Origin of the sequence: Cytobacillus sp. IB215665 (assembly GCF_033963835.1) — a bacterium.
Lineage (GTDB): Bacteria > Bacillota > Bacilli > Bacillales > SM2101 > Nanhaiella.
The window spans coordinates 1-14,462 of record NZ_JAXBME010000012.1; the positions used below are offsets into that span (position 1 = coordinate 1).

The window sequence follows — 14,462 nt, forward strand, 5'->3', positions numbered from 1 at the left end:
TTTACAACGAGTAAAATTTCAACGGCTTTTTCATTTCAGAGGTGGGTTTTGTCCCAGCCTCTTTTGCTTTATATTTACTTGGTACTTCTTTATTAATGATTTTATTACAATAGATCAAAGCATATGAAAAGAGCTATATAAAAAGTACTATTTAGCAAATTTCACTGCAGTACCTGTAGCAACAACCATCATCATTCCATCTCTTAGTGTTTCAAAGTCTAAGTCTACAGCAATTACCGCATCAGCACCTAACTGCTTTGCTTTTCCTTCCATTTCAGCAATTGCCGCACGACGTCCTTCAGCTAACTTACTCTCATATGTCCCACTTCTACCGCCAATGATGTCTGTTACACTTGCTAAAAAGTCTCGGACGACGTTAGCACCCATAATAGCCTCAGCTGTGACGATACCTAAATACGATTCAATTTTCTTACCTTCTAACGAATTTGTTGTTGTTACAATCATTCATAATTCCTCCTTATAATGGAATCGTGATTTTGAATTCCTATAATAATTAATACGATTAACTGCAAAAAGAGATTCATTTTTACTTCAACTTTTTTACTAAAGTTGTTTTGTCCTAAGAAATACATACTTATTCAATTAGAGTTCAAAGCATTCTTACTTATAAAAAATGAGAACAAGCTGTTAAGCCTCCACTAGAAGTTCTAGTTAGAAGGTTACAAAAAGAGCATTCATAAAGTTGTCATTAGATAGACTGAACGTATAGGTCATCATAAGGTAAAATATAGTAGAGAGATTTTGTGCTAAACAATGAAATATATTAAACTGCGAACTCTGGTGGAAATATGCATATCATTCATAATGGGGGAGTGGAGCTAATATGAAGCACGCAAAGTTAATTAAGATGCTCGTTATACTTATTATAGTCTTATCATTGATTTCGTCTGTTTATGGTGTTTTCTCAAATCAAGGACCAGGTCAGTTTGAATTTATGTCTGTACGTGGGGAAACAGTAACTGTACAAGGAAATGGGTTGTATCAATATGATTCTATATCCATAGCGTCACAGGCAATTGCACAAGATATCGTGACGATAGTAGTAGGTATTCCTTTACTTATTATATCTCTATATATGTCTAGGAAGGGACTATTAAAAGGTGATATTTTACTCACAGGTACTTTAGGGTATTTTTTATATACGTATACTTCGTATTCTTTTCTATCGATGTATAATCCATTTTTTCTTATATATGTACTTTTGATGTCAGCGGCGTTTTTTGCATTTACACTCGCCATGACGTCATTTGATTTGAAAAAGCTAAGCTCTTCCGTTTTCGATAACCAGTTTCCCACAAAGTTTGTAGGTGGATTTTTATTATTCATAGGTGTAGCAGTTGGATTGATGTGGCTAGGTAGGATTGTGCCCGCTCTTATTGACAATTCAATACCTATTGGCTTGGAACACTATAACACATTAGTGATACAAGCACTTGATCTTGGATTTCTTGTACCAATTTCAATTTTATCAGGTTATTTAGTACTACGAAAAAATTCTTTCGGTTATTTACTTGCATCAATCGTAACTGTTAAAGGAATCACAATGCTAACTGCAATTACAGGAATGATTATTAGTCAATTATTATCAGGTGTCCACGTTAGTATTAGTGAGATTATACTATTTCCATTGTTTAACGTTGTAATCATATATTGTTTGTTTCTGATTTTGAAAAACATTGATGAACAGATTAAGTTAGGACATCATTTATATTCTGAGTAAACGAATGATATGGTAATGCTTTAAAATCTCAAGCTAGAAGATGAATGACGTAAGTACAATGATCATCTATACTTCGAAACATGGTTGTACAACAATTTGAAAATCAACGTGATAATTTTGTAAAATTAGAATACGAAGCTATACAGAGTTTTCATCTATCCAAGAAGAAAAAGTGCCACACATATGGAGTTGTTCAAACAGGTGGAGTACACTCTCCACCTGTTTAGATTTTAGTTTTATTGAACGAGCGCAATTAGTTTGAGACAACTCCTTATTGCTAGTCATCGAAAATCGTAGTTTCTTCCATTTTCACCATAATCCTTTGCTTCTTCAAGAATAATTTTCCGTTGATAACGTATTTGATCGGATTCTAGCTTTTTATCCTCTGATTTCTTTTTCGACATTACTTCGTATATATACATTTTTTTATTTTTATTCATATTGATACCTCTTTCTGCAAATAAACTGATTCTAATAATGTGAATAATTCACTTTGATTAAGTTCATAGAGGTGGCGATCGTCAGGTGATTTGAAAACCCCATTATCTATAAGTATAGATATCCCTAAATCTTGTATTGTCTCATGTATTGAACTTTCGTTTTCTTCGTCGACTGTATTCATTATTTTTTTCATTGTTTCAAGTGGAATATTATTAGCGTCAATATTTACCGCTGACATATTTGCATTAGATTGTTTTTTATCATCTTCATGTTTTGTCTCTTTGCTTGTTGTTTCAGAGTAAATAACTTTCGATGTGTCAGTTTGCTCTTCACTGTTTGCAAGTACATTGTTTGTAGTTAGTCCGCTCAATGTAATTGCACCTGCTAATGTTAAGGCTCTAAGTTTTTTCATTAAAATTTCCTCCAAATTGTTTAGTATGATATGTTAATATACATATTTTTTTAAGAATGAATCATTGATTTGTGCTGCTCAATGCTGATTATTGTTCATAAAGCTTATTAAAAAATGAGCATTGGTGTTTACTACCTTGACTAGATGTTAACAAAACAATATGTGATAAATGTGTTATAGCTTATGTATTTCTGTAAATTCATTTTTTCTTTAAAAAACTAAACGCTACATGATTGAAATTGATTTCTGTTTAATAGTGTAATAGAGTAGTTAGAAAATGAAACACAATATATATTTAGATAAGTCTTTTGTTGCAAACTTTGTTACTATTTTTACTCTGAGACCTCAATAATTTTAAAAGTAGAAAAAATGCTCCTAACGTTAAGGCGTGTATGTGCTTATAACTAATGAAGAAACGAAAACAGCCTTGGATAAAGGGATAGTAAACTCAAAAAAGGTGTAGTTAAACAATTTGGAATTTTTTATACTGACAAAAAAGGGTGAAAATGTGGTAGTATAAAATATTATAAAAATTTAAACAAATTAATGCGTTAATGCAATGATTAACTTGATGGAAAGGTGTTAATGAAGATGAAAGTGGCAAAATTTGGTGGTAGTTCAGTAGCGAGTGCTGAGCAATTTAGAAAGGTAGCTTCAATAATAACAGCAGACGTACAGAGAAAGTTTGTCGTAGTTTCTGCTCCTGGCAAGAGGCATAAGGAAGATACTAAAATGACTGATATGCTAATTACACTAGCAGAAAAAGTTATAGAGAGAGACACGTATGAAGATGCTCAAGCTGCAATTTTACAGCGATATGCTGAGATAGCTGCAGGTCTAGAGTTATCAAGTAATATTGTTTCAGAAATTGAAAAGAGTATTAAAAATGTAATTGAATCTTATCAAGATGATGATGAGCAATTTTTAGATAGAATAAAAGCGAGTGGTGAAGACAATAACGCAAAGCTAATGGCATATTATTTGGATCACTTAGGCTTTGAGGCAAATTATGTTAATCCGAAAGAAGCAGGGATTATTGTGAGTGAGGAGCCGGGAAACGCAAATATTTTACCTGAATCATACGAAAATTTATACAAACTTAGGAACAGAAGTGGATTTTTAATCATACCAGGTTTTTTTGGTTACTCTCCTAAAGGACAATTAGTTACATTCTCTAGAGGTGGATCAGATATAACTGGGGCTATTGTTGCGGCTGGCGTCCATGCAGATCTTTATGAAAACTTTACTGATGTTGATTCTATATATTGTGTAAATCCAAATATTGTTAATCAACCGAAAGACATAAAAGAATTATCATACCGTGAAATGCGTGAACTATCTTATGCTGGCTTTTCGGTCTTTCATGACGAGGCATTACAGCCAGTATTTAAGGCTAAAATACCGGTTTGTGTAAAGAATACGAATAATCCTGAAGCAGAAGGCACACTCATTTTATCTGAAAGAGAAATTGGTGAAAATCCAGTTGTTGGGATTGCTAGTGATACAGGGTTTTGTAGTATTTTTGTGAGTAAATTTTTAATGAATAGAGAAATAGGTTTTGGGAGAAGGTTGTTGCAAATTCTGGAAGATGAAGGTGTGTCGTATGAACATACTCCTTCGGGAATTGATAATATGTCAATAATATTACGCGAGCATCAGCTAGATGGATTAAAAGAAGATAAGTTGCTAGACAGAATTCAAACAGAATTGCACGTAGACGATATATCTATTGAGAGAAATTTAGCTATGATTATGGTTGTTGGTGAAGGTATGAATCATAGTATAGGTATAGCCTCAAAAGCTACTGAAGCATTTGCTAAAGCTGAAGTGAATATTGAAATGATCAACCAAGGGTCTTCTGAGGTGAGCATGATGTTTGGGGTTAAAGCATCAGCTGTCGACAGAGCAGTACGCTCATTATATAAGAACTTTTACAAATAAAATATAATTAGCTGAAGTATCCGCTTACTTGTTCTTTAAAAGAATGAGTAAGCCTTATTTATTTTTAGAATAAAATTTGTATTGAATTGTTCTCTTTTTTACATATTTGAGCAGTTGCTTATGTTATATATGATTATTACCATCTTTTCATAAGAAAAGATGGTAGGAACAATAGTTTATTCATAATTAGCTCTTAGTACGAAAAAGCAAAAATTTAATAGGAAAATAGTGATGGAAAAACCTCTTACATACAAAAGATACCTAAATTTTATAGACAAAACTAACTGGAATTCTTTATTATTAAAGGTAGATATTACATTAAAGTAGCGTGGGGGGCTATCATGAATTCAGTTGGAAAAAAGCTCACATTATCATTTGCAGTTATAATAGTAGGATTGTTCTTTGTTGGAGGTCTAGGTATTTATCAACAACAACAAATGAATGAAAAAACAGAAAAAATCACGACAAAGTGGTTGCCTAGTGTCGAATCAATTAATAAATTGAATTATATGAAGGAGCATTTATTCAGATTAGAACTTACATATATAAATAAACAAGAAAAAAACATAATAAATAAAATGGATTATACGATTGAGAAAATAGGCGAAGAAATTGAGTTGTATCAAAATAAAGGTCTGTTAATTGAAGAAAATAGATTGTTTAGTGAATTTGTGTCATTGTGGGAAAAATACATCAACTTTCATTATGATTTTATCGATAGAATAGACGAGATGGGAGACAACCAGGATATCGATGAAATTAATGAAATGGTAAACACTGCTAGTAAAATTTTTAATAACACAAACGTATATATTGAGAAATTATTAGCCATTAACAAAGATGAAGCGATAAAAGCAAGCGAGGAAAGTACAGCTGTTTTTAAACAAATGAGATTGTTGGCAATTGTTGTATCGATAGCAATTATCGTAATAACAGTTATATTGTTACTTGTTTTAAGAAGAAGCATAAAAAAACCATTATTACATGTATTGTATGGACTAGATAGTCTTGCAAAAGGAGATTTCTCGATAGATCCTTTACAAGTGAAAACTAAGGATGAAATTGGTAAGTTAGGTACTGCATTTAATGTAATGGGTAAGAACGTTGCAAATTTAATCCGCAGTGTGATAAAGAACGTTGAACAGGTTGCTGCATCCTCTCAACAACTTACTGCAAGTGCTGAACAAACTAGTAGAGCTAGTGAACAAATTTCTAACGATATTCAAGAAATTACTAGTGGTGCAGAGCAGCAAATGACTGGTGCAAAAGAATCTTCAACTGCGATAAATGAGATTTCTAAAGGAATGACAGAGGTAACTGCTTCAATTCAATCAGTTGCACAAGCATCTGAAATTGCGAAAGAAAAAGCTACATCAGGATCAGCAGTCGTTACTCAAACAGTTGAACAGATGAATCTCGTTCACGATAAGGTAGAAGCAACCTCAATTGTCCTTGATGCATTTGGGGAAAAATCTAACCAAATTGGACAAATTGTCTCATTAATAACTGATATTGCTGAACAAACTAATTTATTGGCATTAAATGCAGCTATAGAGGCTGCTAGGGCTGGAGAGCATGGGCGTGGTTTTGCAGTAGTTGCTGATGAAGTTCGTAAACTCGCGGAGGAGTCTGGTCGTGCTGCTAACAAGATACATCACATTATAAATGAAGTGCAAGTTGAATCTACGAAAGCAATTACAGCAATGAATGCTGGTACAAGTGCTGTTCGAGATGGGATAAACCTCGTCAACCAAACTGGTCAAGCGTTCAGTGAGATTGAATCTAGTATAAAGGGCATTGCAATTCAATCACTAGAAGTATCTACTGTCGTTGAACAAGTGAACACTAACGCTCAAAGTATTATATCTGTAGTTGAACATACTTCATCGATTGCAGAACAAGCTGCTGCAAGTACACAACATGTTGCAGCGGCTGCTGAAGAACAAAATGCTACGATGGAGGAGGTAGCATCGTCTGCAGAAGCTTTAAGCCATTTAGCGATGGAACTTCAGGAGTCTATTAACCAATTTAAAGTATAAGCTTAAATTCCAACAGGAAAGCTACTTAATTTGAGTAGCTTTTTTGTGTTTGAACGCTACTTTTTACCTTGTTATCGCTATTAATATAGCAAAGGAGGTGAGAAGATTGGCGCAAGCAATTATAACTGATTCCCAATTACGGATTATTTACGATTTAGGCACTGATGAGGAAGGAAAGCAGATATTTCGAAATAAAAACTACAACAATGTAAAAACAACAGCAACAACAGATGAACTCTATACTGCTGCTGAAGCAATCATTAGTCTTCAGGAAAATGCAGTGCATCGTGTTGAAAGAAACGACTCTCAACAACTAGTTCAATAATATTAGCTTTAATTTAGTTTAGTAGATGATGACAATTGAGCATAATCAACCATTCATATTGTAATGAGGAGGTGTAAGTTTTGGCAAAAACTTTAGAGCTGAAGTTTGAGAATGAAGAAGGAAAAGTAGGTACAATCTTTATTGAAAACCCAACAGAACCAGTTGATACTACGCTTGTATCTTCAGTCATGGATACAATCCTTTCATCAGACGTATTCACTTCATCTGGTGGGGGATTTATTAGAAAAAAAGGTGCCCGTGTTGTAGAACGGAATGTAACAGACATTCAAATACTCTAAAACCTGACTTAAGTTGAGTGTATTCACTAGGTTGCCCTGATGATTAATACGTTTAGGAAAATTATCAATCAGATATAGTGTTCATGTTGTATGGCGGTATATTGATCATTTATTATGCTAACTTTTGTACATGAAGGGGGGAATTGGAATGGATCAATGGCTCTCTTACGTTAGTGAAGTTGGCTTTCCCATTGTCATATCATTTTATTTATTACACCGTATTGAAGTTAAGCTTGATGTTGTGATACGAACCATTAAAAGCTTACAAAATAATAGTGGAGATGAGTTTTTACCGAGTAAGAGAAGTAGCTAATTTATAATTTGATTCCGACTCAAGGTCCCACCTTTCTTGGTGGGACTTTTAGAGTTAATTTTAACGAGTTTACTATCATTCAAGGAATGTATCATAGCTTCACCATTTTGACATTGATAATGGATGAAAAATATGTTAACATAGTTAATGTTTTTTAATGAAGGCTCTTTTTCGTACACTTCATTGTATGAAATTACAACAACAAAACGAGGCCTTTATCAGTTGTCATCGTTTTATCGAGGGAAAGATGCCACGAAAATTTCGTTGTATACCTGTTTATTGTGTGAAAAATCAACAGTCATTGCGAAAACAGCCTTAATGAAACTAGGACAAACTCTAAAATTATGGAGGCCATCATGAAAAAGGTAGGATATTTACTTATTAAGATGGTTGGGCTAGTAACATTTTTTACAGCATTTATTTTTAGTCTTGAAGATGTGTTAGAACATCAAACAACAATTTATGTAGGTATTGTTGTTTGGGTGTGCTGTGACATGTTAGCTAATTTTATAATCGAAAATAAATCGATAAAAAACAAATTGGTAGAGCTATCAACTATTTTAACTCTGTTTGTAATTGGACTTTTCGTTCCAAATTATTATTTCAAACTGTCCATACTATTAGCTATGGCGATAATAACATTTATGTTTAATAGAAAAGGTCAGTCTTCGATTGCATAACGAGACTGTCTTTTTTTAGGTTCCTTTTGATAACTTGAATACTATATTGATATAGTGAATTACATATTGCAAAGATATATCATAAAAATGCATGAAATTGGTGGATAATATTCTATAGATTTACTTTAGAGTAAAATTTTTATATGTCTAACAATCATAATTAGTACAACATGTAAGGAATTCTCATTAAATAATAGATTTTTCTGATTGATTAATTTATAATCTACAATTAGAATATTTTTTATGTTTACAATTGAAAGCTAATGGGGTGGAAAAACAGATGAGTATAGATTTCTTAAGTTATCCTTATTCTTCACAACGAATGACAACTATAGCCCGCAAAGGTATGGTAGCCACATCACAACCTTTGGCAGCTCAAGCTGGCTTAGATATTTTGAAAAAAGGTGGAAATGCCATTGATGCAGCCATAGCAACAGCAGCATGTTTAACTGTTGTAGAACCAACTTCAAATGGTATTGGCGGCGATGCTTTTGCATTAGTTTGGACGAAAGGCGAGCTGCATGGTCTAAATGCAAGTGGCCCAGCTCCTAAAAATATTTCAATTGATGCAGTTAAATCGAGGGGCTATGAGAAAATGCCTAAATTTGGTTGGTTACCGGTTACCGTACCTGGTGCGCCAAGTGCATGGGCAGAGCTATCAAAAAAATTCGGCAAACTTCCATTGAGTGATGTCTTAGCACCAGCAATCGAATATGCTGAAAAGGGGTTTCCGATATCACCTGTATTAGGTAAGTATTGGAATTCTGCTTACAAAATATTTAAAAAAATATTTACTGATAAAGAATTTACTCACTGGTTTGAAACGTTTGCTCCTGAAGGAAGGGCACCTGAAATTGGGGAGCTTTGGCGTTCTCAAGGACATGCGGAAACTTTACGTTTAATTGCTGAAACAAATGGAGAGAGCTTTTATCGAGGGGAACTTGCAGAAAAAATCGCAGCTTACTCAAAACAATATGATGGCTTTTTAGCATGGGAAGATCTTGCAGCATATAAACCGGAATGGGTAAGACCTATTTCAGTTAATTATCGTGGTTATGATGTGTGGGAGATCCCGCCTAATGGACAAGGCCTTATTGCTCTAATGGCACTTAACACACTAAAAGGATTTAATTTCTCAAATAAAGACGATGTTAATACATATCATAAACAAATCGAAGCAATGAAACTGGCATTTACTGATGGTAAAGCGTATATAACTGATCCAGACCATATGTCTACTTCCGTTAACCAACTATTGTCTGATGAATATGGACAAATTAGGCGAAACGAAATTACTGAACAAGCTATATTACCAGAAGCTGGGAAACCACCGAAAGGCGGTACTGTTTATTTAGCTACAGCTGATGAAGAAGGAAATATGGTTTCATTCATCCAAAGTAATTATATGGGTTTTGGATCAGGTTTAGTTGTTCCTGGCACTGGTATTGCTCTGCAAAACCGTGGACAAGAGTTCTCGCTCGACGAAACACACGAAAACGCACTACAACCTGGCAAAAAAACTTACCACACAATTATTCCAGGATTTTTAACGAAAGATAATGAGGCGGTAGGACCATTTGGTGTAATGGGAGGATATATGCAGCCCCAAGGTCATTTACAAGTCGTAATGAATATGATTGACTTTCATTTAAATCCACAAGCAGCGCTTGATGCCCCTAGGTGGCAGTGGATTGATGGTAAAAAAGTAAGAGTAGAGCATAACTTCCCGAATCATATAGCTCAACAACTAGCTCGAAAAGGTCATGAGATTGAAATTGCAACAGATCGTGGAGAGTTTGGTCGTGGGCAAATTATTTGTCGTGACAAGCAAACAGGAGTGCTCTCAGGTGGTACAGAGTCACGTACAGATGGTACAATTGCGGCATATTAGAAATCCAATGAAATAGATTATGGTTTAAAGTACCTTGTACTTAAAGCTTGACTAGAAGGAAATGATGAAGATGAAGCAAATACACCTTTTTTTAGCATTTTTTAGAGTTGGTATGCTAGGTTATGGTGGTGGTCCGTCCAGTATTCCACTAGTACATAAGGAAGTCGTGGAAAAATATAAATGGATGAACGATGATGAGTTTGCAGATGTATTAGCTTTGGGCAACGCGCTACCTGGCCCCATTGCTACGAAGATGGCGGGATATATTGGTTATCGTGTCGCTGGTATATTAGGGATGATTAATGCAGTACTAGCGACAATTGTTCCAACAATTTTCCTGATGATTCTGTTATTAACATCATTAACATCTGTCAAAGACCAACCGTGGGTTATTGGGATGACAAAAGCGGTAATTCCAGTGGTTGGGGTTATGCTAGCTGTATTAACATGGCAGTTTTTAAATAACGCTCAAAAAGGACTGGGCTGGACAAAGACAATTTTTTTAGCGCTTGTTAGTTTATTGTTATTAGAAGTATTGAACGTACACCCTGGAGTCATTATTGCCATTTTATTGTTGGTAGCTCTCATGAAAAAAGATAAAATAGGAGGGGCTTCCAAATGATATATTGGCAAATATTCCTTGCTTTCTTCATACCAGGAATACTTGGGTACGGTGGTGGACCTGCTTCAATTCCGTTAGTAGAAAATGAGGTTGTACACCGTTATCATTGGTTAACTGTTAATGAATTTAGTGAAGTTATAGCAATTGGTAATGCATTGCCAGGTCCAATTGCTACAAAAATGGCTGGATATATAGGGTACCAACAAGGTGGTGTCCTTGGTGCAGTCACAGCGATTTTTGCGACTGTAGCACCTTCATTGATTTTAATGGTTACGTTATTAAGTATTTTATACAAATTTAAAGACTCGCCAAAAGTGAAGCGCATGACTGCTTTTATAAGGCCTACGATTGCTGTGCTACTAGGGTTAATGGCTATGCGCTTTTTTGTTAATTCGTATGAAGGCTCAGGTACACTTCAAACAGGTATCTTAATTATTCTAAGCTATTTGTTATTGGAAAGATGGAAAGTCCATCCAGCTTATGTGATTGTTGCAGCACTTGGCTATGGTGCGATTTTTCTAGGAGGATAACACCCTAAACGTGGGTGTTATCTTATTTTGAAGAAGGATTAACTTCGTTAATTTTTCAGCAATGGAATGAATCTAGGTTTATTATTTAGCTCTGTACTATTCATATATTTCGCTAGCATACTTTCCTCAAGTTTAATGCGATGTTTTAGAACCACTGCATTTAATACAGTAAAAACAAGGGCGGTCAAATAAGCTTCAAACATAATAGGAATAAGAATGAACTCGATAATTACTACTGCATAATTTGGATGTTGAACATATTTATATGGTCCTTTTGTTACATATTCTACGTTCGGTAAAATGATGATCTTCGTGTTCCAATGTTTACCCAACGAATGAAGTGCCCAAACTCGAATAACTTGGGTAAGAAAAAACAAACTTAACAATAAGGGCCAAGCTATAGATAGCGTTTTTCCAAAATAAATAACTTCTACAACTAATGATATGAAGAAGCAACTATGTAGTAACACGATGAGCGGATAACGGTCTTGTTGAATGACTATACCACCTTGAGCAATCATCCATTTTTCATTAAATTTTGCTATAGCAATTTCAGACAGTCGTTGAATAATGATAACAGTTAAAAAAATAGTAAAAATCATACTTACACCTCCATTAATGTTATTTCCATGTTAATAGTGCTAATTCGGCTGAAAATCCTGGTCCCAATGCAATGGCTAAGCCTAGTGATCCTTGCTTTATATGTTGTCGCATAACTAAATCAAGTACATACAAAACAGTTGGGGATGACATATTGCCATATTGCTGAAGAACTGTTATCGATGGTTGTAATAAGTCATCACTCATATGTAAACAATTCTTATAAGCCTCAATGACTTTTTTTCCTCCTGGATGAGCAATAAAATGATTTATGTCATTAATGTTTAAGTTGTGTTGTTCTAAAAAAGAATGGACAACAGGTGACAGCCAAGAATTTACTAATGTAGGGATATGTCTTGAAAAGATTACTGAAAGTCCATCATTCGTTACATCCCATCCCATTATGTCTTCCGATTTTTTCATAAACACTGACTGAGTGCACGAAATATGTGGGAGAGTATTCAGTTTAGATAATTGATCAGCATTTATTTCATCCCCTACAACACATAAGGCAGCAACTCCATCAGCAAATAATGACATTCCGATTATGTTACTTTTTGATGCATCGTTTTTTTGAAATGTTAAACTGCATAATTCAATTGATAATACGATGACCTTTGAATGAGGATATGCTTTACAATAGTCAAATGCACGAGATAAGCCTGCTACCCCACCAGCACACCCTAATCCCCATATAGGAATACGCTTCGTATGATTAGAAAAAGGTAGGATATTCATAATTTTTGCTTCTATCGTTGGTGTCGCAATTCCTGTGCTTGATACGAAGAAGATTGCATCGATCTCTTCGAAATTTATCTGTTCGTTCAAATATACATCGTTTTGTAAACAATTTTTAATTGCTTCAGACCCGTATTGTACTGAACTTTCAATATAAATATTATTTTTTTCTTCAAACGTATGCTCCTGCTTGTACCAATCAACATTTTTAGTAAAATGACGTTTCTCAATTTCAGTATTCTCAAATACACGAAGATACCTATCAATGTTAGTTATTTTATCTTTAAATAGCTCTTGTGCAATTTCTTTAGTTGCTAATTGGTTAATTTGATAAGGAGGAATATACTTACTTATTGATATAACTTTTGGCATAAAAACACCTCATTTACATGTTATGTTTATTGTGTAACATAATGGAAAATAGTATACTTCCTAAAATTTTCTCTTAGTTTTGAATCACCATAATATGTTAGTCAAGTCGCAAGTTAATTTTAAAGATGATAGAATAATAGAATGAAGAATATTGATTTTATAGCTAAATGTACACATTTTAGAAGGGGCTTGTTGCTATTGTTACTAAATTAGCAAAGGAAGGAAGAAGGGGGTTGAAATGTTTGACATCTTTTTTTAGGTGAAAAGATGCCACAAAGGATGTTGTGTATGTATAATTCTAAAAAGGCAATCGATGCGGATACAGCATTTAAGACATATATCCCTTGAATCAAATAGGATACGCTTTAACAACTAATAGACAGTAAAAGTAAATAAAGAATTGGCTGAGGTGTGTTAATGAATATGAGTAAACTACAATCAAATAACAATGTAACACGCTTGTATATAACAAGACATGGTCAAACTGAATGGAATGTTTTAAAGAGGATGCAGGGTAGGAAAGATTCACCCCTAACAGCATATGGGGTTACACAGGCTCGAACCCTTGGGAGTAGGCTAGAAAATGTAAATATAGGTGCTGTATATTCTAGCCCAAGTGGTCGCACATTAGAAACTAGTAAACAAATCATAGGAAAACGAGATATCCCCATACATACAGATGTTCGCTTGTATGAAATGGCAATGGGCGAATGGGAAGGGTTAACGACCGATGAAGTTAGAGAAAAATATCCGAAGGAAAGTGAGTTGTTTTGGTCAGAGCCACAGTTTTATGAAAGCAAATCTGGTGAAAACTTTTTGGACGTTCAAAAACGCAGCTTGGATGTGCTTAAATATGTTATAAATGTGAATCAAGGAAGAGATGTATTGCTTGTTACACATGCGGTTGTGCTTAAAACGATGATGGCCTATTTTGAAAATAGACCTCTCGAAGAACTATGGAAAGGTCCATTTATACATGGTGCAAGTTTATCTGCTGTGGAAATAGGTGATCATAACAACGAAATACTATTGCATGGTGATACGACTCACTTTGAGAAGTGAATGCAGATCGTAATAATATAATATCAATTCATGGTTAAAGGGCACTATATGACTTTTATTCCCTATCTAACCAAAGGATTGAGCAATACTCACTAATTATAAATATTATTAAAACAATGGAGCTATTCTGTAATAGAAAAGCGTCTTCTCTAGGGCTTAATTGTTAACTCCTAGTATCCTATCAGTTTCAAAATTATTACTGAACCATTGCAATTGGAAGAATTCGTTCGTGAAAATGATAGTGATCAAAATAGATTATGTGAGCAATTGCGTCTTCATCATGATGTCCACATAATTAAGACGCAATTCTCTTTAACTCACTATGAGTCTTGTTAACAGTGATTGCTTTATTTTGTAGTTGCTATAAATGATATTTCATTCAAATTGTCACCAACTCAGAAAATATAAAACCTTTCTCAGACTTAAAAGGTCTAGTAATTTTTCGATGCCATTTCC

16 protein-coding genes are annotated in these 14,462 nt (G+C 34.2%); 11 read left to right on the plus strand and 5 right to left on the minus strand.

Going from position 1 to position 14,462, the window contains the following annotated elements; genetic code table 11:
• Positions 1-147: 147 nt before the first annotated feature.
• Positions 148-465 carry a YbjQ family protein gene (locus SLH52_RS14415; RefSeq protein WP_320209984.1) on the minus strand — a complete coding sequence of 106 codons (318 nt, stop codon included), beginning with the start codon at positions 463-465 and terminating at the stop codon, positions 148-150.
• Between the two features lie 379 nt (positions 466-844).
• Between SLH52_RS14415 and SLH52_RS14420 the strand changes: the two genes are divergently transcribed.
• Positions 845-1,741 (plus strand): hypothetical protein, encoded by an 897-nt coding sequence (locus tag SLH52_RS14420; protein ID WP_320209985.1) that lies wholly within the window; start codon positions 845-847, stop codon positions 1,739-1,741.
• A gap of 281 nt (positions 1,742-2,022) precedes the next feature.
• On the opposite strand, the gene SLH52_RS14425 is transcribed toward SLH52_RS14420, so the two are convergent.
• Together SLH52_RS14425 and fbpA are read right to left on the minus strand one after the other, a co-directional pair.
• A complete protein-coding gene (locus tag SLH52_RS14425) occupies positions 2,023-2,181 on the minus strand; it encodes a hypothetical protein (RefSeq protein ID WP_320209986.1) in 159 nt (52 codons plus the stop codon).
• Complete coding sequence (gene fbpA, locus SLH52_RS14430) at positions 2,178-2,594, minus strand: Fur-regulated basic protein FbpA (protein WP_320209987.1); 417 nt, start codon at positions 2,592-2,594, stop codon at positions 2,178-2,180. Before fbpA ends, SLH52_RS14425 begins: the two co-directional genes overlap by 4 nt.
• Positions 2,595-3,185: 591 nt before the next feature.
• On the opposite strand from fbpA, the gene SLH52_RS14435 reads away from it, so the two are divergent.
• The 9 genes from SLH52_RS14435 (at position 3,186) to SLH52_RS14475 (ending at position 11,234) form a co-directional block, all read left to right on the plus strand.
• Positions 3,186-4,535 carry an aspartate kinase gene (locus SLH52_RS14435; RefSeq protein ID WP_320209988.1) on the plus strand — a complete coding sequence of 450 codons (1,350 nt, stop codon included), beginning with the start codon at positions 3,186-3,188 and terminating at the stop codon, positions 4,533-4,535.
• Between the two features lie 341 nt (positions 4,536-4,876).
• A complete protein-coding gene (locus SLH52_RS14440; RefSeq protein ID WP_320209989.1) occupies positions 4,877-6,574 on the plus strand; it encodes a methyl-accepting chemotaxis protein in 1,698 nt (565 codons plus the stop codon).
• Positions 6,575-6,680: 106 nt separating this feature from the next.
• Positions 6,681-6,899 (plus strand): DUF1659 domain-containing protein, encoded by a 219-nt coding sequence (locus SLH52_RS14445; RefSeq protein ID WP_320209990.1) that lies wholly within the window; start codon positions 6,681-6,683, stop codon positions 6,897-6,899.
• An 80-nt stretch (positions 6,900-6,979) separates the two neighbouring features.
• Positions 6,980-7,198 carry a DUF2922 domain-containing protein gene (locus SLH52_RS14450; RefSeq protein WP_320209991.1) on the plus strand — a complete coding sequence of 73 codons (219 nt, stop codon included), beginning with the start codon at positions 6,980-6,982 and terminating at the stop codon, positions 7,196-7,198.
• Positions 7,199-7,346: 148 nt separating this feature from the next.
• Positions 7,347-7,511, plus strand: coding sequence for a YvrJ family protein (locus tag SLH52_RS14455; protein WP_320209992.1), 165 nt, complete (start codon positions 7,347-7,349; stop codon positions 7,509-7,511).
• A 356-nt stretch (positions 7,512-7,867) separates the two neighbouring features.
• Positions 7,868-8,191, plus strand: a complete 324-nt coding sequence (locus SLH52_RS14460) for a hypothetical protein (RefSeq protein WP_320209993.1) — start codon at positions 7,868-7,870, stop codon at positions 8,189-8,191.
• Between the two features lie 280 nt (positions 8,192-8,471).
• Positions 8,472-10,082, plus strand: a complete 1,611-nt coding sequence (gene ggt, locus SLH52_RS14465) for a gamma-glutamyltransferase (RefSeq protein ID WP_320209994.1) — start codon at positions 8,472-8,474, stop codon at positions 10,080-10,082.
• Between the two features lie 70 nt (positions 10,083-10,152).
• A complete protein-coding gene (locus tag SLH52_RS14470) occupies positions 10,153-10,704 on the plus strand; it encodes a chromate transporter (protein WP_320210136.1) in 552 nt (183 codons plus the stop codon).
• Positions 10,701-11,234, plus strand: coding sequence for a chromate transporter (locus SLH52_RS14475; RefSeq protein ID WP_320209995.1), 534 nt, complete (start codon positions 10,701-10,703; stop codon positions 11,232-11,234). The genes SLH52_RS14470 and SLH52_RS14475 overlap by 4 nt, the downstream gene beginning before the upstream one ends.
• 47 nt (positions 11,235-11,281) lie before the next feature.
• On the opposite strand, the gene SLH52_RS14480 is transcribed toward SLH52_RS14475, so the two are convergent.
• Together SLH52_RS14480 and SLH52_RS14485 are read right to left on the minus strand one after the other, a co-directional pair.
• The gene (locus SLH52_RS14480; RefSeq protein ID WP_320209996.1) at positions 11,282-11,836 is read right to left on the minus strand and encodes an isoprenylcysteine carboxyl methyltransferase family protein; all 555 of its coding nucleotides are present in this window, start codon (positions 11,834-11,836) and stop codon (positions 11,282-11,284) included.
• Positions 11,837-11,855: 19 nt separating this feature from the next.
• Positions 11,856-12,944, minus strand: coding sequence for a type III polyketide synthase (locus SLH52_RS14485; protein ID WP_320209997.1), 1,089 nt, complete (start codon positions 12,942-12,944; stop codon positions 11,856-11,858).
• A gap of 423 nt (positions 12,945-13,367) precedes the next feature.
• On the opposite strand from SLH52_RS14485, the gene SLH52_RS14490 reads away from it, so the two are divergent.
• Positions 13,368-14,006: a histidine phosphatase family protein gene (locus SLH52_RS14490; RefSeq protein WP_320209998.1), complete on the plus strand. Its 639-nt coding sequence runs from the start codon at positions 13,368-13,370 to the stop codon at positions 14,004-14,006.
• The last annotated feature ends 456 nt before the right edge of the window (positions 14,007-14,462 follow it).

Excerpts from the sequence above, each read along its gene's own strand:
- SLH52_RS14425 (WP_320209986.1), bottom strand. The coding sequence starts at position 2,181 with ATGAATAAAAATAAAAAAATGTATATATACGAAGTAATGTCGAAAAAG.
- SLH52_RS14415 (WP_320209984.1), bottom strand. The coding sequence starts at position 465 with ATGATTGTAACAACAACAAATTCGTTAGAAGGTAAGAAAATTGAATCG.
- SLH52_RS14480 (WP_320209996.1), bottom strand. The coding sequence starts at position 11,836 with ATGATTTTTACTATTTTTTTAACTGTTATCATTATTCAACGACTGTCT.
- SLH52_RS14460 (WP_320209993.1), top strand. The coding sequence starts at position 7,868 with ATGAAAAAGGTAGGATATTTACTTATTAAGATGGTTGGGCTAGTAACA.
- SLH52_RS14435 (WP_320209988.1), top strand. The coding sequence starts at position 3,186 with ATGAAAGTGGCAAAATTTGGTGGTAGTTCAGTAGCGAGTGCTGAGCAA.
- SLH52_RS14455 (WP_320209992.1), top strand. The coding sequence starts at position 7,347 with ATGGATCAATGGCTCTCTTACGTTAGTGAAGTTGGCTTTCCCATTGTC.
- SLH52_RS14485 (WP_320209997.1), bottom strand. The coding sequence starts at position 12,944 with ATGCCAAAAGTTATATCAATAAGTAAGTATATTCCTCCTTATCAAATT.
- ggt (WP_320209994.1), top strand. The coding sequence starts at position 8,472 with ATGAGTATAGATTTCTTAAGTTATCCTTATTCTTCACAACGAATGACA.
- SLH52_RS14490 (WP_320209998.1), top strand. The coding sequence starts at position 13,368 with ATGAGTAAACTACAATCAAATAACAATGTAACACGCTTGTATATAACA.
- SLH52_RS14420 (WP_320209985.1), top strand. The coding sequence starts at position 845 with ATGAAGCACGCAAAGTTAATTAAGATGCTCGTTATACTTATTATAGTC.
- fbpA (WP_320209987.1), bottom strand. The coding sequence starts at position 2,594 with ATGAAAAAACTTAGAGCCTTAACATTAGCAGGTGCAATTACATTGAGC.
- SLH52_RS14440 (WP_320209989.1), top strand. The coding sequence starts at position 4,877 with ATGAATTCAGTTGGAAAAAAGCTCACATTATCATTTGCAGTTATAATA.
- SLH52_RS14470 (WP_320210136.1), top strand. The coding sequence starts at position 10,153 with ATGAAGCAAATACACCTTTTTTTAGCATTTTTTAGAGTTGGTATGCTA.
- SLH52_RS14475 (WP_320209995.1), top strand. The coding sequence starts at position 10,701 with ATGATATATTGGCAAATATTCCTTGCTTTCTTCATACCAGGAATACTT.